The organism is Planctomycetaceae bacterium (assembly GCA_041398785.1).
Lineage (GTDB): Bacteria > Planctomycetota > Planctomycetia > Planctomycetales > Planctomycetaceae > JAWKUA01.
Genome location: JAWKUA010000020.1, coordinates 103829 through 129076 on the forward strand (window position 1 = coordinate 103829; position 25248 = coordinate 129076).

The following is a 25248-nucleotide window of genomic DNA, read 5'->3' on the forward strand; positions in this document are numbered from 1 at the left end:
GCCCATGCTTGAATCGCCTTCGCCGTCTTCTTCCGACGACCTGATTCACCGATTGCAGCAGACGCGACGCACCAGGTGGCGGGAGCGGCTGCTGCGCGGCGAATGGCTTGTGCTGGCGCTGGGAGTGTCCGGAGTACTGGTGCATGTCGGATTCGTCACGACGTCCGCGGAACGCGTTCGTGACCTGAATTCGCTGGCTGTGCTGGTGATGTGCCTGCTGTCAGTTTCGCGAATCGCCCGCTCGGCAATCGCAGTCCCCGGACACCATTCACCCCGGCTGCGAACCGCGCAATTGCTCGCCGTACCCGTCCTGTGGGGACTGGGACTTGCCGCCGGCACGCTGGTGCATGAACCGTCACCGGAACGAATGTCTCTTGCCGTGGGCTGGACCGAATGCATGATCGCGACGATGGCCGCGCTGGCCGTCCTCCGCGCGGTCCGGTCACTCGCCGCGCGAACTCACAACTCGGCGGTGCTGCTGGCAGGATCTTTCCTGCTGCTGATTACCGTCGGCACGTTGCTTCTGAAAATGCCGATGTGCGTCGCCGACGGCGCTCAGGGAGGATCACAATCGGCGGACTGGAACGTTGCTCTGTTCACGGCAACAAGCGCCAGTTGTGTCACGGGTCTGATCGTTGTGCCGACCGGAAGCCACTGGAGCCCCGTGGGACACGCGGTGATCTTCACGCTGTTTCAGATCGGAGGACTCGGCATTCTGACATTCGGAGCCTTTGTCGCCGTCCTGAGCGGTCGGCGCGGGCTGCATTTTCGGGAAGCGCGGACGCTGAGAGACATGCTGGATTCGGAGTCCGTCAAGGATTCTCGCATGCTGCTGCTGACCATCCTGCTGTTTACTTTGGCCACGGAACTTGTCGGAGCCTGCTGCCTGGCGGGCCTGTGGTCGGACAAGACACCGGGACAGCAGGCCTGGCACTCCGTGTTTCATTCCGTCAGCGCGTTTTGCAATGCGGGCTTCTCGCTGCAGGATGACGGCTTTCTGAACATGGGAGGTCACTGGCAGGTGTTCGGCCCGCTGACGTTTCTGATCATTCTGGGAGGACTGGGATTTCCGGTGATTCAGGATCTGGGTATCGCCATTCGAAACAACTGGCGACGAAGAACCAGACGGACGCTCTTTCTCAGCAACACCGCTCGTCAGCGCTTGTCGGTTCACAGCCGCCTGGTCCTTTGGTCAGCGCTTGTATTGCTGGTGATGGGAACGGTGAACTTCTTTTTTCTGGAATCGCTGCGAACCGAACCAGAAGAATCCACAGGTCGACGCATCGCCGACGCGTGGTTTCAGTCCGTGACATTTCGAACTGCCGGTTTTAACACCGTCGACCACGGTTCACTGTCGCCGGCCACGAAATTGATGGCCATCGTCCTGATGTTCATCGGGGCGGCTCCGGGATCAACCGGCGGCGGCGTCAAGACAGTCGTTTTCGCCATCACAATGCTGAACATCTACGCCGTGTGGCGAGGTCGCGATCGCGTTGAGGTTTTTGGTCGCTGCATTCCTGCCGAACAGGTTTCGCGGGCGCTTTCCATGATCGCCGTCGGACTGATTATCGTGCTGCTGACCACTGGACTGCTGGTTGTCTTCGAACCCGAATCGACGCCCTTTCTGGATTTGCTGTATGAAGCCACAAGCGCGTTCGGCACGGTGGGAGTCTCCACCGGCGTCACCGGCAGCCTGAGCGTTCCGTCGCAACTTCTGATCGTGGTTGTCATGTTTCTGGGCCGAGTCGGACCGATCACGCTGTTGCTTGCCATGGCCGGCGCAGGCGATGCTCACAAGTACAGCTACCCAACGGAACGCGTTAGTCTGGGATAAACAAAGTACACCGGGCATCGACGGGGCTTCGGAGGATTCACGCGATCTGCACAGACTGACCCAAGCCGATCCAAAACGAAATCGGTATCAAGTCCCGGAAGTGGGGCGGCACCACGGCCATGACGAATCGCGGCCGGACACCACTCAGAGCGGCAATTTCCGCCGGAATGCGGCATCTCCTGCGTGCGTGACGGACGGCGCGTCGGAACTGACGTTGTGCTGGAATCCTTGAGACTCGTACGATGCAGGGTCATCGACCATGTGCGGCTTTTGTAGCCCATTTCGCCGCTCGTTTTTGCCGCTGACACGCGGTGCCGGTCGTTGTCCCGATCGCAATTGACGCGAACGGGCAGGGCCATCGGAATGAAGCCAGGGTTGAGCAGGGAAGCGAAAACCTGATGCGTTCACGTCGCGCAAAAATCAGCCGTTGCATCAAAGCGCAGGCTGTGTGCTGCGCGGTGGCGACGCTGATGATTTTCTGCGGCTGTCGCACCCTGGACCGTTCAGTGTTCAACAGAGGCGACGTCGCCACATCGGCGGAGTCCTCCACCGTACGACAGCAGGATTCCGCAGCGACCGGTTTCACGGACGACTCCGCCGATTCGCTGTACGCTGACAACGCAGTCCCGGCGCGTTATCCGGGGCAGAACTCGTTCGTTTCGCCACAGCCGGTTGTTCCGACCGCCAATTTGCAGCAGCCGGACTTCTCCGCACAGGCTTCGCCGCGACGCCGGGGCGCCGGACTTCCTGTCATTTCCAGCGGTCCGCCGTTCGGTGGACACGCCCTTAGCGAACTCAACTCCAAAGCAGGCGTTCCGTCCGGCGGGCGCGTGAAATTCGACGCTGCTGCCATTCGCCGGTTCCTGAACGAACAGTCCGCCAATGAGATGTCACAGGGAACCGTTCTCGACGACCTGCCGGAAACCATGGACGCGCGCGTCGTCGTCGCGACGCCTGCAAGTGACAACTACGAAAGTCCGGCGGCTCTCGCGACGGATGCGGCCCGTCAGCAGACCGGGTTCACTGCGGGCGATTTCCCTGCTGAACCGCCGTTGGTAACAACACCACCGATTGTTGTGCCGGCGAACACACTTCCAACAGAGCGAGACGACAGCAACGGCGATCTGAAACTGCCGCCGAACGAAATTCCGGCCGCGAACACGTCACCGGTGAATCAGCCAACGATGCTGGACCGCCTGCGCGGAATCTATGATCCGATTGAATCAAACTCCCGGCAGCTTTTTCGTCGACCGTTTCAGAAACTGCCGACTCCCTGGAGCATCCTGCGAGATCGCGACACGGCACCGGAGCTGCCCGTTCAGACTGCCGACGTCGCGGACGTTGTCGGAGGCGACGTGAATGCTTCGGCCATCGCGCCGGCAGCCGAATCCGCAGCGCCGGCACTGCTGGCGGAGCTGATTGAGCGAAAGCGGTTACAGTTGCAGGCGTGGCCGCGCATGGCAGATGGATCGCCGACGGAACCAGTTCGCTACCGGCAGGCGGAGATCGATCTGCGGCTGCTGTATCTGATCGCAAACCAGCCAGGCGCCGCCATTGAAGCCGTGGGAAGCCTGCCACCGTCGGAACAGGATTTCTGGCAGGAACTCGTCCTGGGTCTGTCGCAGTACCGCACCCGGGAAACCGGCATGTCGCGCGAAGACCATCTGGCTGTCGTCATCGGACAACTGAATTCCGCGGTCGGCCACGCGCAATCGCTGTCGTCGCTGGTGATTCGTCGACTGGACTTCTGCAGCCGCATTGATGGTTTTGGACGGATTGAAGAATTTCCGTCTTCCGATTTCGATCCTGGCCAGCCCGTGCTGATCTATGCGGAACTGGAAAACGTGGGCAGTGAATTACGTCCCGGAGGCATGTATGCCACTCGGTTTTCCGCGCTGTTGCAGGTGTTTCGCAAAGGCGATGACGAACCCATTGAAACCATTGCGCTGAACGACATCGAAGACCAGACAGCGACTCAGCGGCGGGACTATTACCAAAGCTTCGAACTGACGATCCCCGCGCATCTGTGGGCGTCTCGCTATGAAATCCGCCTGCGGCTGCGTGACCAGGTGACTCAGCGAGAAACTGTGGGAACCCTGGAATTCCAGGTGCGATAGGCACCGAACCCGGGGCTATGTTGCAGCGTCTGCGGCACTTCTGACGATCGGATTGGTCAGAGTTCCGATACCGTGGATTGCAATCGACACGGTATCTCCGTCATGCAGCGTGAAGTCATCGTCCGGCACGATGCCTGTCCCGGTCATCAGCATCGCTCCATGGGGAAAATCGCTCTCACGGAACAGCCACTTCGCCAGATCGTCGAACCTGCGAGCCATCTGTGACAAATCCGTTGATCCGGAAAACACTTCCTGTCCGCTTCGGACGATCGACAGTTGAATCGTCGTCGCGGCTGGATCAAGCGGTTCGTCAGCGATCAGCACACAGGGCCCCAGACCGGCGCACTGTCGATAAACCTTGGCCTGTGGAAGATACAGCGGATTCTCGCCTTCGATATCGCGAGCCGACATGTCGTTGCCAATGGTATAGCCCACGATCGCGCCGGCCGGGTTGATGACGAGTGTGAATTCCGGTTCCGGCACGGACCAGTCGCTGTCGTATCGAACTCGCAGAGGCTGACCCGGTCCGGAGACACGCGAAGGTGTCGCCTTCATGAACAGTTCCGGACGATCGGCTGTGTACACCTTGTCGTAGTGCGACGCACCGCTTTCGGATTCCTCCATGCGAGCCACCTGACTTCGCTTATAGGTCACACCCGCTGCCCAGACTTCCTGTTGATCGATCGGAGCGGAGAATGTGACGTCCGAATGCGGGAGGGGCTTCGTGTCCGGCCGCAACAGAAACCTGGCCAGCCCGCCGGGATCATTGGAGTGCAGGATGTCGGCCAGCGAATGGCAGTTATCAATCTGCGACAGGTCGAGCGGCTGAACCGTTTCAGCATGGACGGCCGCAACATGCGGAGTCCCGTCAGCAGTTCGAATTTTTGCAAGTCTCACGGGATACCGTGTCCTGTCTGCGTCGAAGTAACGAAATGAATTCCCTTCGCCCGATTGGTGAACCGTCAGGGACAGCACCACAGAAGGTTGGGAGGCCTGCCCGTCAACCGGACGTCACACCTGCCGCAGCGCGTTGAGCGTGCGAACAAAATCCGGCGGGTATGGTGCTTCAATCGTCAGCGGTTTTCCACTGACCGGATGCTGAATTGTCAGCCGAAACGCGTGCAGTGCCTGCCGTTCAATCAGGACATCGTCGTCCGGCCCCGGCGACGATGCATCCGCCTGATTCGCACCGGCCAGATCGCGGCGCGTCAGGCGTGATTCGCCGATGTACAGTTTGTCGGCGATGATCGGAGTTCCGATGTGTTGCATGTGAACACGAAGCTGATGCGTCCGTCCCGTGTGCGGATGCAGCTCCATCAGCGAATAGCCTGAAAACGCTTCGGCCACTTTGTAAAACGTCACAGCTTCGCGGGCGTTGCCGCCTTCGGAACAGACAGTCATCTTTTCGCGGATTCGCGGATGCACGCAGACATAGGTGCGAATGAAGTCGGAGTTCAGTTCGGGATGGCCCCGAACAATGGCCCGATATTCCTTGGCCACCTCTCGATTCTCAAACTGCCGGCTGAGTCGCTGATGAATCTGGTTGTCCTTCGCGACCAGAATCACTCCCGTTGTGTCGCGATCCAGCCGATGCACGATCCCCGGTCGATGACGGCCGGCGACATCGCTGAGTTGATCGAAATGGAATTGTAAAGCAGCCGCCAGAGTGCCCGAATACGTGCCTCGACCCGGATGGACCACCATGCCGGCCGATTTGTTGATCACAACGATCGCGTCGTCTTCGTACAGCACGTCGATCGGAATGTTTTCCGGTTTGAACTGGCGGCTTTCTGCTTCGGGCAGCCGCAGCGTGATGCGGTCATTCACTCGCAGCCGGCGCGACGGCCGGGCAGTCAGGCCGTTCAATAGAACATGGCCCGCTTCAATCGCGCGCTGAAGCTCGGCCCGGCTGTGATTGGCGAACAGACGGCTGAGATAGTGATCCAGCCGCCACCCGTGAGCCCTGGATTCAACGGTCAGATCGACCGCTTCGCCGGCAATGTTCGAAGGCAACTGCTGTTCGTCGTCAGTGTCGATGGAATTCCCGTCAGCATCAGGCGCGTCGCCGTCGGCTGGCTGCCGGGAACGCGGCAATTCGCCCGGCAACGTCATTCGTTCGACGGAGCCTTCTCGTCCTGCGGAGTCTCCGTTGCGGACTGAACGGCTTCGTCCGATGCAGGCGGGTCAACGGCCGCTTCTTTATCGGGTACCGATTCGTCTGCGGGTTCGTCGCCCGGCGTGACTTCGGGCGAAGACGATTCGTCATTCGGTGAGTCTGCCGGGTTCGCGTCTTCGGTCGAGCCAGTTTCCGGAGTCTTGACTTCCGGCGCAGTCCCTTCCGGCGCGGTGGCCGTGTCTGGCGCGGGAGCGGGCTGGTCGGTTGATTCTTTCTCCATGCCGGATATGCCACCCGATGGAGTCAACAGCGACGGAAACTCGGGGATGTCGGGAACGAGTCCGGGACCGTCGGCGGGGGTTCGAAGAGCGTCTCCCGGCTTGGGATTCTGCTTATGAAACCAGGCATAGAATTCCTGCGTTTCCTTCTTCCCGAGCCGTTCGATTCTGGATTCGGCGTGCTTCTTCAGCATTCCGTCGGGAAACTGATTCAGCAGCGTTTTCCAGGCTTCGACAGCGGCAGTTGTGGATTCCGGTGTTCCGTCGCAGCGAGCTTCCGCCAGTCGTGCCTGTCCAATCAGCACACGTTCGCGAATGGCAGCGTCGGTATCGCCGCTGTCGGCCAGTCGCTTGTAGGCGGTCTGCGCGTTATCCAGTTCTTCGATCGACGCCTGCCTGTCCGTGAACATCATGCTGATCGCGGTATCCAGCAGCCGGTCTGCCTGTCGCAGTCTCGCCCACGTTGCGATTTCCGTTCCGGGAAAGTTGTCGGCCACGTCGCGAAACAATTCCGGCTGAGACGTGTTGCTGCTGGATGACGGCGATACCGCCGCCATCAATTCCCGCGAAGCATCAGCGTTCTCCGGCTGCATCCGTTGCACAAAAACGACGATGGCAGCGATCGCCAGAACCGCCGCGACCGAATAAATCAAGGCGGTTCCATACTGCTCAAAAAACGGTTTCGTTCGACGGAGCGCGAGTTCAAGCTGGGTCTGGTCGTGATGATGGCTGTAATGTTTGTCCGACATGTCCTGGGACATCTTTCCGTGTGAGACTGATCCCGGCGGGGAAACCTGAACGGAACTCGTTTCCGCTACCCGGTTTCCGGCCAAAGGCGAAGTATAGGAACGCCGGGGAAATCCGGTCAAGCTGGGTCGCGGGCATGGAATTCGGGTGTCGGAAACTGCCCGAACGCGCGGCCCGCGGCGTTTCGAATTCCGCATCGGCGCAGCGCGGCGCGTATCAGTCCGCCGGAACGCAGCGGTTCAATGCCCACGCGCGCAGGGATTCGATCCGCTCGGCCATCAGAACCGACAGCGGCCTGGTTTCCGCGACGGCTGCAAGGATGTCGTCCGTCGTCAGTTCACGGTCCGCGGCGAATGCTCGAAACAGCCCGGAAACGATGGCCTGTTCGATTTCCGATCCTGTCAGATCCTTTGACGCGTCGGTCAGCTCGTCCAGATGGAATTGACTGTGATCCCGGCCGCGGCGTTTCAGATGGATCGAAAAAATCTGCCTGCGCGCGTCGACGCCGGGAAGATCGATGAAGAAAACTTCGTCGAATCGCCCCTTTCGCATCAGTTCCGGCGGCAGTGCCGAAATGTCGTTGGCCGTTGCAACGATGAAGATGGGTTCGCGATGATCCTGCATCCATGACAGCAGTGTTCCGAACATTCGCTGGGAAAGGCCGCCGTCCGCGGATGATGTCGCCGCCGACGCAAACGCTTTCTCAATTTCGTCGATCCACAGCACGACGGGAGCCATCGCTTCGGCCTGCTGGATCGCCTGCCGCAACTGGTTCTCACTTTCGCCGACATACTTCTGATACAGCACGCCGGGATCAAGCCGCAGCAGCGGCATTTGCCAGTCGGCCGCAACGGCTTTTGCACACAGACTCTTGCCGCAGCCCGGAACGCCAAGCATCAGAACTCCGCGAGGCGGCTGGATGCCAAATTGTCGCGCCTTTTCTGTAAATCCGCCGCGACGCTGAGCCAGCCATTTCTTCAGGCCGTGCAGGCCGCCGACTTCGCTGATATCAAAGTCGATCGTCATCGATTCCAGCGAACCTGCGCTTTCCAGCAGTCGCCGCTTGGCATCAATCACCCGCTGCAGGTCGCTGGTGTTCAGTGTCTGATCGTCCAGAATGATGGACTCGACCACCTGGACAGCTTCGGACCGCGTAAGTCCGCGAAGGTTCAGCACGAGCTGTTCGAATTCGGACTTCTTCAGTTCGGCGGACACGTCACCGCTGAGCGACCGTTTCAGTCGCTGGTACGTCGACTTCACTATGGCGTTGAGTTCGTCGGAATTCGGAAGCCCCGGACGCCACGGCACCGCCAGTCGCCGCACTCGCGGATGCAGCGATTCTTCGTCCAGCAGAATCAGGCAGGCTCGTTCTCCGTCGGTCTCGGCGACAAAGTCCGCCAGCAGACGACGCACCAGCGGCTGAGTCGTAAACGGCGCGAGTCCCCGGAAACAGCCCACAAGAGGACGTTTCTGCCGAAGCAGGTGCTGCAAGGCTCGCTCGGGCTTTTCCGTCCCGGCGATGGGAGCGGGTTCCGGAGTAACCGGCGAGTAAACTTCGATGCCGCGCGACAGGGACCAGTCAAAAAGGTTGCGATCGAGTTCCTTCGCAATCTCGCTGATGGTCTCAAATTCCGTCGCTTCGTCGGTGCTGGCCAGGCTGATCAGCGTGTGCCGGCTGTTGATCAGCGAAAGCAGTTCATTCAGCATTCTGATCAGCCTCTGGCGCCTTTCGAATCGAATCGCATGGTCACGCAGCGTAGCGTTTCGCAGAATGGAACCGCAAACGGATCGGGACTAAGCATTCTGTCATCCTGTGTCGCAATCCCGCAGCGCGACCCCGCCGCCGAGCGTGGAACAGATACCGGCGACAGGAACGCCAATCGACCAGGCTCGTGCGATTCACTGACTGCGAAGCGCCTGCCGCCGGACGAATGCGGCGTAGTCCTGCGGCGTATCAATTCCAGACGACGCATGCTGAGTCACCGCCACGGCGATGCGAGCACCGGACTGCAGTGCTCGCAGCTGTTCCAGCCGTTCCAGCAGTTCCAGCGACGAAGGCGGCATGGTTGTCAGACGCAGCAGAAAGTCCCGGCGATACGCGTACAAGCCGATGTGCAGCAGCCAGGGAGACGCGGTTTCGCCGGACAGAACTTCGTCAATCGAAACATCGCGGGAGAATGGAATCGGCGAGCGGCTGAAATACATCGCCTGACCCGAGTCGCTGACAACCACCTTCACGCACCCCGGATCGCGAACAACGGACGATTCTGTGATCGGTGTGGCGACGGTCGCCATTTCGCAGTCCGACGACATCAGCGCCGCGTGCAGTTCGGAGACGACAACCGGTGACAGTTCCGGTTCGTCTCCCTGCAGGTTGACAACGATTTCCGCGTCGTCGCAACATCGCCGGACCACTTCGGCAATGCGATCCGTGCCGCTGGGATGATCGCCCGTCATTTCCGCTCGGCCGCCGAATTCCCTGACGACGCGGGCAATCTCGTCGCTGTCCGTGGCCACGATCACGTCGTCCAGAACGCTGCATTCCGTGGCGATTCGCCAGACGTATTCGATCAGCGGACGACCGGTTTCTGAAAGCAGCAGCTTGCGCGGCAGTCGCGTCGACTGCAGCCTGGCGGGAATGATGCCGACGGTCTTCATGGCGTGATATAGCTGAGAATTTCCATGATTTCATCCTGAGAAAACTTATCCAGCAGCGCTTTGGGCATCATGGAAACGGATGACTGAACAATTTCGTCGATATCGTCCCTGTTGATCGTGACCGGCTCCGGCACTTCCGGATTGACCAGCAGCGAAATCGAGTTGCTGTCTTCCGCTTTCAACAGGCCGGACACGGTCGTTCCATCCAGCTTAATCACAACTCGGACCGCGTACTTCGGGTCGATCCGGTATGACGGTTCCAGTATCTCGCGAAGGATTCCGCGCCGATCGCCTTTCCAGCGCTTCAGAACATCGGTGAGTTCCGGGCCGACGGCCCCGCCTTCGCTGTTCAGTTTGTGGCAGCCCAGGCACGTTGCGTCGCGAAACAGCTTCGCGCCGATTTCCGGACTGCGACCGCGCAGCACGTCGGTCAGATCCGCCGGCATATCGTCGATCGTCCAGTTCTTCACGAATGATCGATTGTTGCCCAGCGGATCTTTGGGAATCGTCGGGTTCCTCAGCCATTCGTCGAGATCCGTCACCACGATCATCACGCCGTACATTCGCATCCAGTGCCGCGGAAATGTGCAGACGTAGGGATATTCGCCCGGTTCGTCAGGAGCCGTGAATGTCAGGCTCTCGTGCTGACCGGCGTTGACCATCTTCATGGCATACATCACGTCCGGAGTATCGGGAACGTAGAGTTGTCCGTTGAGTCCCGGATTGGTGCCCAGGGCCGCGCCGGCAAGTGCGACGTCCTTCATGGTGTCCGGACGCGTAATGACAAAGTTGTGCGGCATCAGGTCTTCGTTGAACAGCACGATCTGCACGGGACGGCCCGCTTCCACGGCGAACACGGTTGTGTCGTAACGCATCTCCTCTTCGACCGTCTGAATGCGAACAACGCGAACGGTGACGGCTCGCAGACGTTCGCGGTATGGCTTCGCCAGTTCCGGCGGAATTTCGGTCAGTAACTGGTCTGCCAGATCCATGGCGTCGATGAATTCAGCGGACGTGCGTTCTGCGGCCGGCGTTGTTTCCGCGAATGTCACCAGCGTGCGGACGACCGTGTTCGCGACGTCGGCATCGCGAGCGTCCTTCGGAAGTTTCAGTAGCCCGCGAACAGCAGGCGTTCGCAGAGTCGGATTGCTGACAAATACCGCCAGTCGCTGAAACGTGTCACCGCGATTCTCCGGAATGGCGACAACAGCATTGATTGCCGCGCGACGGATGGATTCGGGTTGTGCATCGTCCAGAAACGGCAAAACGGAATCTCTCAGCGGCCGGTTGTCGGGAATCAGCGTCACTGCATTCAGCCACGATTCCCGCGCGGCCGGATCGCGGCCTGCCAGTGAGTTGGATTCGGACAGATTGCCGGCCGCGATCAGACCCGCCATGCCGGTCACTCGCGCCAATTCGTTGTTCGATACCGCCGCCTGCGCCAGTCGCTGCTGCATGGCACTCAGTTCCGCGGCCGGATGCTTCAGCAGCATTTGCGATAACTGGCCCGCGACACGTTTTTCGTCGCCGTTCTGTGGATCGAGCGATTCGACAGCCGACAGCAGAACGTCCGTAACGGAGGATTCCTGCATTATTGCGAGCGCGTCGGCGGCTTCTTCACGCATTCCCACGGCGAGTCCCGGCCGCACCAAAATTGCCCGATAGACGGGTATGTAACGAGGATCATCGGTCGCCCGCTCAACGAGCAGCAACTGAGCGTTACTCAATCGCTTGAGCTGGTATTCGACAATTCGCGGACTCTTGTCGAGAAACACCCGCGGACGCTCGACCGGCGGATCACCGTGGTCGTGATGATGATGGTCCACGTCCCCGCCGACGTCGCCGTGTTCGTGCTGCTGAGCAAACACAGTCGGCTGAACGATCAAACCTGCACCGAACAGGATCGGAACCATCGCAGCTCTGAAAGAAGGGAAACGTGTCTCGGCAGGCATCGAACAGTAACTTTGCGGAAGGCGGGAACAGATCGCGTCGGGCTGGAATTCTTATGCACAGAGCGGGAGGAATCCTAACGGCGTCCGCGGCCAAATTCCTGTCAAAAAAGGCCATCGATCCGAGGACTCACGGAGTCTCAACGCATATCGGGAATCGCAGGAACAGACATTTTCCTTCACAGGCTGATTGAGCGCGGTTCGAGTTCGGGAATGCCACGAACATCCAGGGCACACGCGTTGGTTCGCCGACGACGTCCCGAGCCGGGGCAATGGCCGCAATGACGTCGTCCACAAGGATGATTCGATGTTGCCATCGGCGCGACAAAGGCAGCGGTCACGTCTGGCAGGGCCGTTCCAGGGCGTTTCCTGTCCAGTGCGAAGAAAACTCTGGAATGAGCGTTAGCCACCGACCGTGAAACCGGTCGCATCCGAGTTCCGTTTCGCACGCGAATTCGCTCCTCCGCGAGCTGCGCGACGTCAGTTCGCAGGCGCGTTTGGAAAACGGCACACAGCGGAAGGGATGACGGGCCGTTTGTGGTATGGTGACGATCATGTGGGGATCTACGCCGCACGTGGCCCGAATCGCGGAGCACCAGCTTTACACAATCGTCCGTAAACAATTCCCTGAGTCTTCGGCTGACCATCCGGCAGCGGTTACGGTTTCGAACAAAGTCACCGACAGCTGCTTGATCGTACAAGTCGTCCAGAAGAGGTTGAAGAAATGACTGCGAACCCGGTTAAGACCTCAGACGATCGTGATGCTTCTCACCGACGCCGGGCCACAGCTTCGATTTTCCGAAACGCGCCCCGCAGAGACACGTACGAAAACACAAGCAGGCAATTACCCGCGAACCGGACGGATGGACCGCAATCTCTTGTCCAGGTTTCGATTAGCGAAACTGGGCGGCTGATCTGCCTAACTGCGGCTGCCGTGTTGCTCCTCAATAGCGTCACGGAAATTGGCGGCGCCGCAGCGCAGCAACAGGCAGGGAGTCCGGTTTCCGACCAACCGGACGCAAAGGGAATCGCCAACCGAGACGCTGGTGTAATCACGGCCGGCGGACGCGTGCTCGCCCCAGACGGAAAACCACTGGCAAAAGCCCAAATCTGGTTGCAGCGCGTCTTCGTCGGCGCGCTGGTCGACGAACACCTTCGGCGAGAACATAAGTCTGGCGCGGAATTAGGCTGGAATGAATGGATTGAGGTTGCCTCAACGGACTCAACAGGTGATTTCCGGCTTGAGGTGAATCGTGCCGAGTGGAACGCTGTCACGAATCCGTCGCCGCCTCAACTTGCCGCGACGGCCGAAGGATTTGGCTTCGGTCTGTCACCCCTTACCGCGAGGGCTGACAAACAGAGCCTTACCGGCGTAACGATTGAAACGGTCAGGGATTTGCCGATCATCGGCCGCATGCTGACGTCGGACGGCCAGCCCGCCGCGGAGACCGCCGTTCATGTGTTGTTCGTTCGCCCGCCCGGTGAACCGCCACTGGACGACTATATTGCTGAAGTTCGCTCCGGGGGCTCTCGGTATTCGTTCTTCGACCGGCGGTCGACCTTGGCGCCCGGGTTACCGGCTGTCGGGAAAGTGGATAGGCGCTTCGGTCAGCCGAATGCGGTGACAGATGAGGACGGTCGTTTTGTCCTGAACGGAATCGGAGCCGATCGAATCGTACATCTGCTCATCGCGGGTCCCTCAATTCCGTCGGAAACAATCGTTGTGGTGACGCGCAACGGCTTTTTGCGCGTCTCTGCGCCGAACGCTGAGATCGAGCGTGAGACTTCGGGAATGCTGGCGGGAGGGGCCGGCGGTTTCGGACGTGCGTCGGAGCCAGATCTGCATCAATACTTCGCGCGCTTCAGCCACACCGGACGCCCAGCCCGTACGCTCACGGGAATTGTCCGCGATCGCGAAACTCACAAGCCAGTTGCCGGTGTTCAACTGGACGGAGACGGCATTCCCGCGACAACTGGTGCGGACGGACGCTACACAATCTCCGGCTACCCTAAGCAGAATGAGTATCAGGTCCGGTTAGACACGACTTCGGGACAGTATTTCAACATTGCGGTGCCAATACCGGACGCACCCGGGACCGGGCTCCTTGAATACGATATTGATCTTCCGAAAGGGATTACCGCTCGTGGTCGGGTGACGGACAGAGACACCGGTGAACCGTTCAAAGGCACGGTTGAATACAACCCATTGTTTCCGAACAAGCATCTCGAACGACAGCAACTCAACCAAGGCTCAAACTTCAATGCGATTCCTCGTTCGTCCGTGCCGATCGCCGCGGACGGAACGTACGAACTGCAGGTGCTTCCCGGCCCAGGGATCCTTCTGGTGCGCGACAGACATTATCTCTCCCAGGCCGCGTGGTTCGCTCGGAAGGAAATCTTCACGTCACCACGCATCGATCTGAAGCGTCTCGACGACGTGCTCGCGGGTGCGAACACGGAGGAGTGGATCAATACCGAAAGCCTCTTCCATATCGATTCCGGTCGCGGTGCGTTCAGCATGGATACTTCGGGCTGCAAAGCCCTCGCACTGATTGATCCACCCGATTCGCTGCTGGCCGCGCCGGACGCAGCAGACTCGTTAACGCAGGACTTGCAGGTCGTGCGCGGCCGGGACATACAGGGAATTGTTCTGGATCCGGACGGCAAACCCGCGCGAGAAGTCGTGGTGACAGGACTCTCGCTCGATCCCGTTCTCAAAGTGTTTCTCCAGGACGAACATTTTACTGTAAATTGCGTTTCGCCGGATGCACCGCGCCGTCTTGTCTTCACGAACCCAAAAAGACAGCTGTATGCCGAAGTGGAAATCAAACCGGGCCACGCTGGCAAACTCACTGTGCGTTTGAAGAATTCACAGCATTGATTCCGGCCGCGACCAGAAAAACGCGTCCGGCGTCTTTGTTGACCGGATAGGCGCGACCCGACATTTTGCGACATCAGACTTTACCGAAGAAGGAGTCGGGATCGCAAAAGCGGAACTCCGGATTTCGTCGCCGTCACTCTCCTCGATGACGAACTGCTGGCGACGTGATCGTTTGCCACAGTAGTCCCGCCAGCAGGATGGCGGCTCCGGACAACAGAGACTTCACATCGACGCTGAACGCCAGCAGCAAACATCCGGCCAGACCCAGTACCGCGATCCAGCGGGGAAAACGCCGGTCGGGAGCATCAAGCCGCAGCGCAGCGAGGTTTGTCAGGCCATAATACAGCAGCACCGTGAAGGGCGCTCAGCGACCATGTCCGTCCCGGACTGCCGATCGCGATCAGGCTTCCGATGATGACTCCCACCAGCAGAATCGCGGGCACCGGTTGCGAATTGGTGGACGCTACCTGTCCGAATTTGTCGGGAAGGTCTCCGCGCCGCGCCATCGCCAGCACGACTCGTGACAGTCCCAGAATCAGGTTCAGCAGAACTCCCAGCATGGCGCTCACGGCGCCGAACGTGATGATGCCAAGGCCAGTTCGTGACGCCGTGCCCTCCGCCAGCAGAGCGAGCGATTCAGCCGCCGGATGAGTTGATCCGGCAGACGCAAAAAACACCGCAACCGCGACGATTCCGTAAACCACCAGCGAACACAGCAGCGTGCCGATGATGGCTCGCGGGATATTGCGAGCGGGTTCAGTGATTTCTTCACCAAGCGTCGCGACTCGGCCGTATCCCGTGTACGCCACAAACATCAGTGCCGAAGCCCGGAACAGATCAGACAGGCTGGTGATCGGCGGAGGTCGCAGCATGACGGACACATCCGGAATCTGCGTCGAAAAAACGGCCACGCAAAAAACGCCCAGCCCGCCGACAGTCAGCAACACCAGCAACAGGTTCAGCCACGCACTGCGGCGAATTCCGCTCAACACGACGGCGACCATCAGCAGCAGCACGCCGAACGCGATCGGCAGGTGCAGCGATGTCGCAAGTTTCGCGGCATCGGTCAGGTATTGAGCGATCGCCAGCGTGGCTGTCGCGGCGGACGCAGACTTGGCACACAGAAACATCCATCCGGCGGCAAACCCCATTCGCGGCGACAACAACCGGTATCCGTATTCGTACGTCCCGCCGCTGACCGGATGAACGGCCGCCAACTGAGCACTGCTTAACGCGTTGCACGCGGCCAGCAAACCCGCGGCGGCCACGCACCACAGGATCGCGGATCCGCTGATCTGCGAAACTTCGAGGATACCGAAGTAGACTCCCGTTCCGAAGATCGATCCCAGCCCGAGCGCAACAGCGTGAAGCACTCCGATTTGTCTTTTCAGGGCAGGTTGCTGAGGGTCCTGGGACATTGCTGGCATTTCAGGTTCGATGTTTCAGCGGCATCGTACGGAAAGCAGAGTAGTGCTACTTCGCCGCCAGGAACAGGGGCGTGTCATTCCCGCGCAGGCAGGAATCCAGAGCGTCGAACACTGGAGACCCGCATGCGCGGGCATGACGCTCAACGACAGATTCACGTTCTGACAAATCTGCCAAAGCAGTAGTCGGTTCGTCGATGATCGTCAACGGCGCGAACGCTGACAAAACGTGTCAGCACCGGTTCCTGCTGCTACGCTTCGCCTGGCGAGTTGCGGCACCTCGCGGCAGAACGATCTGCGTCGTGGTCCGTGCGATTTCGAAACCACGTGACAAGGATTCCCGTTTTGACGATCGAATTTCGCGAAACGACAGATCTTCCGGCACAGTCCGTCCTGGCGCTGTACCGATCGAATCACTGGTCATCGGCCGAAAAGCCGGAACAGTTGCTTCGCGGCCTGAAGAATTCGCACGCGCTGGTAACGGCCTGGGACGGAGAAGCTCTTGTCGGACTGGCGAATTCGCTCTCCGATGGTTTTCTGGTCGTGTACTACTCTCACGTGCTGGTCCATCCAGAATATCGCCAGCAGGGTGTCGGCCGAGAGCTGATGTCGCGGCTGATGAAACGATACGAAGGATTCCACCAGCAGGTACTGATCGCGGATTCGAACGCTCAGGCATTCTTCCGATCGCTGGGCTTTGTTCCGGCCGGGGAAACACGGTCGATGTGGATATTTGACGGCAGCGAACACTGATTCGGCGACATCAGCCGGTACGTCATCCTGAATCGGCATCGGCTTCGGGTTTCTGCCCCCAGGATCGTCTCACGCGTCAGGCGAACGGTTGTCGACGTCATTCCGAGGAGGCCAGCGCGCATGCGACTCGGAATGATGCAGCCCTATTTCTTCCCGTATCTCGGCTACTTCGCGCTGATTGCCGCGACGGATCGCTGGGTTGTGTTTGACACGGCTCAGTACATTCGACGCGGCTGGGTGAATCGTAATCGAGTCCTGTCGACGGGTGCTGCAGGCTGGAAGTACGTCCGCGTGCCGGTGGCTTCAGGTCCGCGCAGTCGACGGATCGGTGACGTTCAGATCGCCGGAGATTCCGGCTGGCGCGAAGACATGCTGCGGCATCTCGACTGCTACCGTCTGCGGCGTGCTCCGTATTTCGACGAAACACACGCATTTCTGGCCGCGACGCTGAACAACTGCGGAAGGTCGCTGTGCGACACACTGGTTCAGTGCCAGAGTGAAACGTGTCGTTTCGTCGGATTAAAATTTCGGCCCGAGATCTTTTCGCAAACGGCGCTGTCGCACATCGAGGTCACGTCGCCGGGCGGCTGGGCTCTGGAAGTGTCACGACAGCTCGGCGCGGAACGGTACGTCAATCCGCCCGGCGGCCGCGGAATCTTTGACGTCGATCAGTTTGAAGCGGCCGGAGTCTCGCTGCAGATCCTGAACCATCGGCTGCCGCGCTACGATCAGGGCCAATCGGACTTCCTTCCCGGACTGTCGATCATTGACGTGCTGATGTGGAACGGTCGCGAACGCACGCGGGCGATGATTGACGACTACGACATCGAAACGCTGACCTCCGTGCATGCCAGCCGGGCAGCGTAGGCTTCTGGTCACGGAACGAATCATGCCACGCGGCAGCGAATCCGATCTCGACACCTGCTGCTTTTTGAAGCAGCACCTGGAACCGCGGTTTCGCGTCGTCGCGGAGCCTTCCGCACAGTACTACTCGGAATGGCAGTACCGGTACCGAATTCTTGACGGCGACAGACTGCTGCATGAACTGCACGGCGACTTTCGCGATACGGAACCGGGAAGTCTGATCACCGCTGCGAAGACGATCGTGGCGAATCTTGCGAACGGAACTGCGCAATCCGACGGTTGCGATTCGCAGTGGCAGGCGAGACCGACGTCGCTGCCCATCGCGTCGCGGCTGCCCCCGGAACGCACTGAGACCACGTATTTCAGTTCGGGCCGTGCGGCGTTCGCCTGGCTGATCGGGCAGGTGGTGCGACCGAGATGCGTTTATCTGCCTTCGTTCGTCTGCTGGTCGCTGATTTCCGCGATGCAGCGGCGCTTTCCGGATTCGACGCTGAAGTTCTATCCCGTCGATCGAGATCTGAGCTGCCGCTTTCCGGCTGCCGTCGACGAAGCGTCGGCTCTGGTGTTCGTCCACTATTTCGGACATCGCTGCGCGGCACCGAATCCCGTGGAAGGACTGACGCTGCTGGAGGATGCGTCGCACCTGCCGCTGGAACACGGCATCAGCACGGCGGACTATGTGTTCGGCAGTCTGCGCAAGGCTTACCGAACAGCCGACGGCGGCTTCCTCCGCGGCCGATTCAATCCGGTTTACGAGCCGGATCGACGAACTGACGCGTGGCTGCGACTGCAGGCTCGCGACTGGCGCGACATGCGCGAAGCGGAGAACATGACCGACCGTGACTGGTCGATTGCGGACATTTCCAGCCAGTCGCTGGCGGTGGTGCTGCAGACGGATACGGACCGCGTGCGACAGCAGCGACATGCGAACGACACATTTCTTTCGCAGCATGTGAATGTCGGAAGGCCATTGATTCAGTTTCGCAGCGACGACTGTCCTCTGTTGCACAATCGGCTGCTTGACAGTCGCCGGGACCGCGACGATCTGCGGTCATATCTGGCGTCGCGCGGCGTGTTCTGTTCGATTCACTGGCCGACGCATCCGTACCTGCTGCAGCGTCAGGATGATTTCGACGTGACGGACGCGGTCTGGCTGGAAAGCCACGTGCTGTCAATTCCGCTGTCGGAACACCTCGATGCGCGGCAGTTGGAAACGATCTGCAATGCCTGTGACGACTGGCAGCGAAGTGGAAGCTGACGCGCAAGTTCCCGTGGTCCTGCACGGCATGCCGCACAAGTTCCCGTTCGCGCCGACGTCCGGCCAATACGGCGCACGGGAAGATTCAAACCGGCACTGAACCGCGTCCGCACACGTGGCGTTTTCCCCCAGTTCCGGGGAAAAGAAAAACTCACCGCGCCGGCGCGTCGATGAACAGCGGGAGGCGATATCGATTGCGCGGCTTGAAACGGCTGCGGAGATGCGGGTTTTCAGCCGGATCAGGGACGATCAGTGGCGGCAGCGCAGGTTCAACAGAAACTGAACGACGGGATTCGCCGGCATCGCAGTGGCGATGTCGCCGAAGCCGCGCGGCTGTATTCGGAAGTGCTCGACGCCGAGCCTCAAAACCCTGACGCCTGGCACTTGTCCGGACTGATCGCCTTCCAGCACAACAAACACAACGACGCGGAAATCTGCATCCGTCATGCACTGAGCCTGCGTCCGAGTCAGGCCGATTTTCAGGCGAACCTGGCGTCCGTGCTGCTGGCGATGAACCGCGCTTCGGAAGCGGAACAGATCTGTCGCGGAGCACTAAAGCACCAGCCGCGACACGCCGCCGCGCTGCAGCGGCTCGGAAATTCACTCCTGAAGCAGAATCGGGCCGACGAAGCCGTGCAGGCGCTGAGTCTGGCGGTGGAACGCCATCCGGACAACTTCGATGCACAGTGCAACCTGGGCGCGGCACTGATCGAATCCGGTCAGCCGCAACAGGCAATTCGGTTTCTGCTTCGCGCGAAGGCGCTGAATCCGAATTCGATGCACGTCCATCTGAATCTGGGAGTCGCGCAGCGTGATTCGGGAAGTCTGGCTGCCGCCGCGGAAAGCCTAAATCGAGCTGTCGAGCTGGCGCCGGACTGCGCAGAGTGCTACGTGAATCGCGGCAACGTCTTCATGGATCAGGGCGACATACCGGCGGCACTGGCTGACTTCCGCCGCGCTGTGGAACGGAATCCCCGGCTGCCCACCGCGCTGAATGGACTCGGACGGGCATTGCAGGTTCTGGGCGAATGGCAGCAGGCTCAGGAAGCATTTGATCTGGCCTGCCGCCTGGACGCGCCGAATCGCCGCTTCGAAAGCAATCGTTTGTATTGCGCCAGCCTGTCCCCGAACCTCAGCCGAAGGCAGTTGATCGACGATCACGCCGAATGGGGCCGGGCCATCGAAGCGGCAACTCCCGCCATCCGGCATTCGCGCCGCAAGTTCTCCGATCAGCGACTGCGAATCGGCTATCTGTCGCCCGATTTTCGCAACCACGCCACAATGAAATTCTTCCTGCCGCTGTTGAAGAATCACTCACGCCGCGACGTCGAAGTCTTCTGCTATTCCGAAACAAAACGGGAAGATTCCACGACTGAGTCCGTTCGTCAGCATGCGGATCAGTGGCGGCACACGTCGCCGATGACCGACGGCGATCTGGTCACGCAGATCGTTGAAGACGGGATCGACGTGCTGGTGGATCTGGCCGGACACACGGCGGGAAACCGCCTGGCGATGATGGCTGCGAAACCGGCGCCGGTCCAGGTGTCGTTTCTGGGATATCCGAATTCCACGGGTTTGAGCCGCATCGACTATTTTCTGACGGACGCCGTACGAGAATCGTCAGCCTCAGCGGAATTCTTCACGGAGACGCTGTTCTTTCTGCCCGGCGGAGCCTGCTGTTTCGAAATCGGAAGAACGGATCTGACCGAGTCGTCCGGCCCGCTCGACAGCAACGGCTTTGTTACGTTCGGGTCAACTCACCGACTGGAAAAGTTCTCCGACGAATGCCTGGCCGTGTGGAGCCGTGTGCTGCAACAAACAGCCGATGCGAAGTTGTTTTTGTTTCGCGACGTCCTGCGGCACGAGGCGGTGCGTCAACAGCTTGGTCGCCGAATGCAGGCAGCCGGCGTTGATCTGCGACGAGTCGATTTTGCGTGGGAGTTGCCGTCGAACCATCTGGAAGTGTATTCGCGAATCGACATTCTGCTGGACGTCTTTCCGTGGGGCAGCGGAACCACGGCCTATGAATCGATGTGGATGGGAGTGCCGATTCCCACAATCGCCGGCGACCGCGGCGCCTGCCGGGCAACGGCGTCAATGATGCACCACTGCGGCCTTCCGGAACTTGTCGCCGAGTCCGCCGATGACTACGTGCGGCTGGTGACCGAACTGGCGCGGGACCACGAACGTCTGACGAATCTGCGACGCGGCATTCGCCCGAAAATGTTGCAGACGGTCTGCAACGGCGCTCGCTTCGCGGCGGACATCGAAGCTGCATTTCGACAAATGGTGGATCGCCTTTCGTCACCCGAAAACGAAGAAACGCATCGGCGGTCTGCGCCCGCTGTGCAGGAGTCACCTCATGAGTAGCCTGCTTCACGATTCGCACGCCGCGACGCCGAACGCCTCGACGACCGCCAGGTGGCACGTGCCGGTGGAAGTCGCCGAACTCAACGCGCTGTACATTCAGGAAGTTTCGCGGCGAGCACTTGCTCCCGCGGTCATCACCAACACCTGGCGCGGAAAGATTGTGCGAGTCTTCCTGCGACATGACAAAGTCCGCGTGTTCGCAATCGCCTGCGGTCAGCGGGTGGGAATGGCAGATTTTGTCGCACTCGAACAGGTACGGTTCTGCGTCGACGAAGCCGGACGGCGGCAGACGCTTGCTGAACAGGGTCCGTTGCCCAATCGCCGCACGATTCATGCCTGGCTGACGGGGCGTCTGCTGTGGGCGTCCGATCACGGCCGTCAGCCGTCCGGTCCGATCTGGTCCGGAGTCGTCTTCAACCCTGTTCACATGCGAGACTTCTGCTGCGAAGAAAACTCGGTGCCACTGAAGGAATCGCGGTTCGCGATGATGACCCCGGGCCGGGTCAAAGTGTGGTGCGACCGTTCATCGGTGCCGTGCCTTGCAGCGGGAACGCTCAATGACGAAAGGCCCACAGCATGAAGCAGCGAGTTGAACAACTGGCAATCTTCGGCGGCAGACCACTGTTCGAAACCGGCCGTCACGTCGGACAGCCGAACCTGCCGGACACGTCCCATTTGCTGCGCAGGATCCAGTCGGTCATGGACAGCGGCTGGCTGACGAACAACGGACCACAGGTGCGAGCATTCGAATCACGCGTGTGCGACATGCTGAAAGTGCGCCACTGCATCGCGGTCTGCAATGGAACGACGGCCATTCAGATCATGGCACGCGCCTGTAACCTGACGGGGGAAGTGATCGTTCCGTCGATGACATTTATCGCCACGCCGCATGCCCTGGAATGGATCGGCCTGAAGCCGATATTCGCCGACGTTGATCCCGTCACACACACACTCGATCCGGACTCCGTCGTGGCGGCGATCACGGCTCGCACAACTGCGATTCTGGGTGTCCACGTGTGGGGCAACCCGTGTCACACGGACCGGCTGCAGGCCATCGCGGACACTCATCGCCTGCGACTGCTGTTTGATTCCAGCCACGCCTTCGGATGCCGGATCAACGGCCGCAGTCTCGGAACCTTCGGCGACGCGGAAGCGTTCAGTTTCCATGCCACCAAGATTGCTCATACCCTGGAAGGCGGCGTGATCACGACAAACAGCGATGAACTCGCGGACCGCTGCCGTCGGCTGAGAAACTTTGGTATCACCGGTCTGACGGAAATCGATGACGCAGGCATCAACGGCAAACTGTCGGAAGTTGCCGCAGCCGTCGGCCTGACGATTCTGGATGTGTTCCCGTCGCTTGTTTGTCAGAACGCAGCCAATGCCGAAACCTACCGAACCGCACTTCGCGATTGTCGAGGCATCCGACTTGCCGCCAGCACCGCCGATGACGGCGGCAATTCGCAATACGCCGTCGCAACCGTGGACGAATCAGAATTCGGGCTGAGTCGCAACGAGCTCGTGGCCATCCTGCGCGCCGAAGGCGCGTTCGCGCGAAGCTATTTTTCGCCGGGCTGTCATCGGGCAGCACCGTATCGCGACGACATGAGTCACTGTCCGGTTCCGCTGCCGGTAACGGAACTCCTGCTGCAAAGCGTGCTGCAGTTTCCCACCGGTCGCGCCGTCGATCAGCAGGACATCTGGAAGATCGCTCACGTCGTGCGATTCACCGAGCGCAATTCCGCGGAGATTCGAACACGACTGACGGCGTCCGGCGCGCTGCAGTATTCACATGCCGACGATCCGGCACACCAGGCGCCGCAGAGGCGCGAGGCTGCGTAGTGCTGCGTCAGCGAAGTCTTGATGAGTTGGGAGGGAAGTACTGCCATCGGGCGCGATTCGGAAGGGCGATACTCCTGCCGAGCCGCGCATGCCACAGGACGTCTGCTGCAGAGGCGGCTAGGCGGGAGCCTCACCCGCCCGAACGTTCGATCGCACATTCCCGACCATCAAATAACGCAGACAGACCAGCAGAGATCGGCCCGTAACCTCGTCGATTCTCCCGATCGCGAACGATGGCTTTTTCACCGCACGTCTTCACCACTTCACTTCACCGGAAACGTTACAACCCAACGGCCTTCAACTACGGAGACTGGTACTCATGGCTTACATCTTTATCGGCGGAAGTCAGCGCACGGGAACGTCGATCATGCAGCAGTTGCTGTGTCAGTTACCTTCGACAAATCCGTACGTTTATGAAGCCAGCTACCTGCGACAACTGCTGGAATGCTACTGCCAGGCTCGCGACAACTTCAGCGGCAATCACGCGAGTTACTTTGGTGACCTGCAGGGCCTGCGCTCCTTCAATCAGGGCGTCGTGCATGCCTTTTTGTCGTACGCTCAGTCCCGACTCGGCAACTGCGAACATCTTCTGCTGAAGGAGCCGCATCTGACACTGTTCTGGCCGGATCTGTTCGAACTCGTTCCGGAAGCCATCTTCATCATCATGATTCGTGATCCGCGAGACGCCATCGCGTCCATGGTGGAAGTCGGCCGGAAGCAAAGGCTCTGGGACAAAACTACGCGTTTGTGAAACGCGACATTCCGATGCTGTGCGAACACTTTCTGTCGTTCTATGCACCATCGTTTAATCAGACATCGGAAGAATTTCGCCGTCGCCTGGCGGTTGTGCATTATGAAAAACTGGTGTCCGACCCGAAGCAGATGCTGGCCGAAGTGGCTGGGTTCACGGGCATTCCGTTCGACGAAATCGATCCCGCCGATCCGCTGGACACCGGACATGTGAAGCTGAAGGACACCTCGTCAATCCCGATGTACTCACCGTGGGTCACCGACGTGACGGGCCGGAATCTTTCCGCCAGCCGTGTCGGCAACTTCCGAAAAGTGCTCACACCGACGGAAATTGCCACGGTGGAAGACCGCTGCGGTCAGTTCTTCGAATGGTTCGACTACTCTCGAAACGCCGCGTGACGGAAGTGCTTCAGGAACATCGCGGCCGGACTCACGCGGCCCGATTGAGCGTGCGGCAGATGAGAACTTACCCGCCGGGCGCTGGCCCCGGTTCTCTGTGGACACAACCGCGGCTGGCGGGCCGGTAACAGCTCATCTGCCGCTCGCCTGAGGGTACATTGGGGACCAGGCCGGCATCGGATACTTCAGATTTGGCGTTCGGAAAATGATCCATTCAATCGACAAGCCGCATCGCTCGGGTGCTGTCCGTCCGGAACCGCGAGTGGACCCGTCCGTTATGGCCAAAGCAGTCGTGGACGGAAGGACGCACCTGTGCGATGAACTGCTGAGTTCGCCGATTCCGCGGCACGAACTGATCCGCAATCTGGGTCTTTACATGCTGCCCATGGAAATGAAGCGGCAGATGTTTTTCGCAGATCTGTATCAGCAGATCGTCGACGTTCCCGGAATCATTGTCGAATTCGGAACGCGCTGGGGCCAGAACCTGGCAACACTGCAGTCGCTGCGAGCGATCCTGGAACCGTATCATCACCGCCGCACGATCGTGGGCTTTGATACATTCGAAGGTTTCCCCGCCGTCACCGACAAAGACGGCCGCGCTGACGCGGCAACTGCCGGAGCGTACTCGGTGACGCAGAACTACGAGCTTCACCTGGAACACATTCTGTCGCTGCGGGAACAACAGTCTCCCATGAGCGACGTGCGAAAGTTCCGTGTCATCAAAGGTGACGCTCCCGAGAAGTTTGCCGAATATCTCGCAGAACATCCGGAAACGATCGTGGCCCTGGCCTACTTCGACATGGATCTTTACCAGCCGACAGCGGATTGCCTGAAGCTGCTGCGCGGCCGGGTGACTCAGGGTTCGATTATTGGCTTCGACGAACTCAACCACGCCGTCTTTCCCGGCGAAACGCTGGCCGTGCGAGAACTCCTCGGACTCGAAAACATCCGGCTGCGTCGAAGCCGATTCAGCGCGGACGAGTCGTACTTTATCGTCTGAGGCGTCCA

20 protein-coding genes are annotated in these 25248 nt (G+C 59.9%); 12 read left to right on the top strand and 8 right to left on the bottom strand.

Going from position 1 to position 25248, the window contains the following annotated elements; all coding sequences use genetic code 11:
- The first annotated feature begins 4 nt into the window (after window positions 1-4).
- Window positions 5-1834, top strand: a complete 1830-nt coding sequence (locus R3C19_20880) for a potassium transporter TrkG (protein ID MEZ6062805.1) — start codon at window positions 5-7, stop codon at window positions 1832-1834.
- A 506-nt stretch (window positions 1835-2340) separates the two neighbouring features.
- Window positions 2341-3951, top strand: a complete 1611-nt coding sequence (locus tag R3C19_20885) for a hypothetical protein (GenBank protein ID MEZ6062806.1) — start codon at window positions 2341-2343, stop codon at window positions 3949-3951.
- Window positions 3952-3966: 15 nt separating this feature from the next.
- On the opposite strand, the gene R3C19_20890 is transcribed toward R3C19_20885, so the two are convergent.
- The 6 genes from R3C19_20890 to R3C19_20915 form a co-directional block, all read right to left on the bottom strand.
- Window positions 3967-4848 (bottom strand): fumarylacetoacetate hydrolase family protein, encoded by an 882-nt coding sequence (locus R3C19_20890; protein MEZ6062807.1) that lies wholly within the window; start codon window positions 4846-4848, stop codon window positions 3967-3969.
- 114 nt (window positions 4849-4962) lie between these two features.
- A complete protein-coding gene (locus R3C19_20895) occupies window positions 4963-6063 on the bottom strand; it encodes an RluA family pseudouridine synthase (GenBank protein ID MEZ6062808.1) in 1101 nt (366 codons plus the stop codon).
- On the bottom strand, window positions 6060-7094 hold the full coding sequence (locus R3C19_20900; protein ID MEZ6062809.1) for a hypothetical protein: 1035 nt from the start codon (window positions 7092-7094) through the stop codon (window positions 6060-6062). The genes R3C19_20895 and R3C19_20900 overlap by 4 nt, the downstream gene beginning before the upstream one ends.
- A gap of 214 nt (window positions 7095-7308) precedes the next feature.
- Window positions 7309-8799: an AAA family ATPase gene (locus R3C19_20905; GenBank protein MEZ6062810.1), complete on the bottom strand. Its 1491-nt coding sequence runs from the start codon at window positions 8797-8799 to the stop codon at window positions 7309-7311.
- 192 nt (window positions 8800-8991) lie between these two features.
- Window positions 8992-9750 carry a 3-deoxy-manno-octulosonate cytidylyltransferase gene (gene kdsB / locus R3C19_20910; protein ID MEZ6062811.1) on the bottom strand — a complete coding sequence of 253 codons (759 nt, stop codon included), beginning with the start codon at window positions 9748-9750 and terminating at the stop codon, window positions 8992-8994.
- On the bottom strand, window positions 9747-11663 hold the full coding sequence (locus R3C19_20915) for a plastocyanin/azurin family copper-binding protein (GenBank protein ID MEZ6062812.1): 1917 nt from the start codon (window positions 11661-11663) through the stop codon (window positions 9747-9749). Before R3C19_20915 ends, kdsB begins: the two co-directional genes overlap by 4 nt.
- A 760-nt stretch (window positions 11664-12423) precedes the next feature.
- Between R3C19_20915 and R3C19_20920 the strand changes: the two genes are divergently transcribed.
- Window positions 12424-14580: a hypothetical protein gene (locus R3C19_20920; GenBank protein ID MEZ6062813.1), complete on the top strand. Its 2157-nt coding sequence runs from the start codon at window positions 12424-12426 to the stop codon at window positions 14578-14580.
- Between the two features lie 133 nt (window positions 14581-14713).
- On the opposite strand, the gene R3C19_20925 is transcribed toward R3C19_20920, so the two are convergent.
- Window positions 14714-14932, bottom strand: coding sequence for a hypothetical protein (locus tag R3C19_20925; GenBank protein MEZ6062814.1), 219 nt, complete (start codon window positions 14930-14932; stop codon window positions 14714-14716).
- A complete protein-coding gene (locus R3C19_20930) occupies window positions 14886-15953 on the bottom strand; it encodes an APC family permease (protein MEZ6062815.1) in 1068 nt (355 codons plus the stop codon). Before R3C19_20930 ends, R3C19_20925 begins: the two co-directional genes overlap by 47 nt.
- Before the next feature lie 396 nt (window positions 15954-16349).
- Between R3C19_20930 and R3C19_20935 the strand changes: the two genes are divergently transcribed.
- The 9 genes from R3C19_20935 to R3C19_20975 all read left to right on the top strand — a co-directional run bounded on the left by R3C19_20935 (window position 16350) and on the right by R3C19_20975 (window position 25240).
- Window positions 16350-16757, top strand: a complete 408-nt coding sequence (locus R3C19_20935; GenBank protein ID MEZ6062816.1) for a GNAT family N-acetyltransferase — start codon at window positions 16350-16352, stop codon at window positions 16755-16757.
- A gap of 120 nt (window positions 16758-16877) precedes the next feature.
- Complete coding sequence (locus R3C19_20940) at window positions 16878-17624, top strand: WbqC family protein (protein ID MEZ6062817.1); 747 nt, start codon at window positions 16878-16880, stop codon at window positions 17622-17624.
- A gap of 22 nt (window positions 17625-17646) precedes the next feature.
- Complete coding sequence (locus tag R3C19_20945; GenBank protein MEZ6062818.1) at window positions 17647-18879, top strand: hypothetical protein; 1233 nt, start codon at window positions 17647-17649, stop codon at window positions 18877-18879.
- Between the two features lie 252 nt (window positions 18880-19131).
- Window positions 19132-21249 carry a tetratricopeptide repeat protein gene (locus R3C19_20950; protein ID MEZ6062819.1) on the top strand — a complete coding sequence of 706 codons (2118 nt, stop codon included), beginning with the start codon at window positions 19132-19134 and terminating at the stop codon, window positions 21247-21249.
- Entirely contained in the window at window positions 21242-21829 is a 588-nt protein-coding gene (locus R3C19_20955) for a hypothetical protein (GenBank protein ID MEZ6062820.1), read from the top strand. Before R3C19_20950 ends, R3C19_20955 begins: the two co-directional genes overlap by 8 nt.
- Complete coding sequence (locus tag R3C19_20960) at window positions 21826-23091, top strand: DegT/DnrJ/EryC1/StrS family aminotransferase (protein MEZ6062821.1); 1266 nt, start codon at window positions 21826-21828, stop codon at window positions 23089-23091. The genes R3C19_20955 and R3C19_20960 overlap by 4 nt, the downstream gene beginning before the upstream one ends.
- A 319-nt stretch (window positions 23092-23410) precedes the next feature.
- Entirely contained in the window at window positions 23411-23842 is a 432-nt protein-coding gene (locus R3C19_20965; GenBank protein ID MEZ6062822.1) for a sulfotransferase, read from the top strand.
- Entirely contained in the window at window positions 23839-24240 is a 402-nt protein-coding gene (locus tag R3C19_20970) for a sulfotransferase domain-containing protein (protein MEZ6062823.1), read from the top strand. Before R3C19_20965 ends, R3C19_20970 begins: the two co-directional genes overlap by 4 nt.
- A 262-nt stretch (window positions 24241-24502) precedes the next feature.
- Window positions 24503-25240 (top strand): TylF/MycF/NovP-related O-methyltransferase, encoded by a 738-nt coding sequence (locus R3C19_20975; protein MEZ6062824.1) that lies wholly within the window; start codon window positions 24503-24505, stop codon window positions 25238-25240.
- Window positions 25241-25248 lie beyond the last annotated feature (8 nt).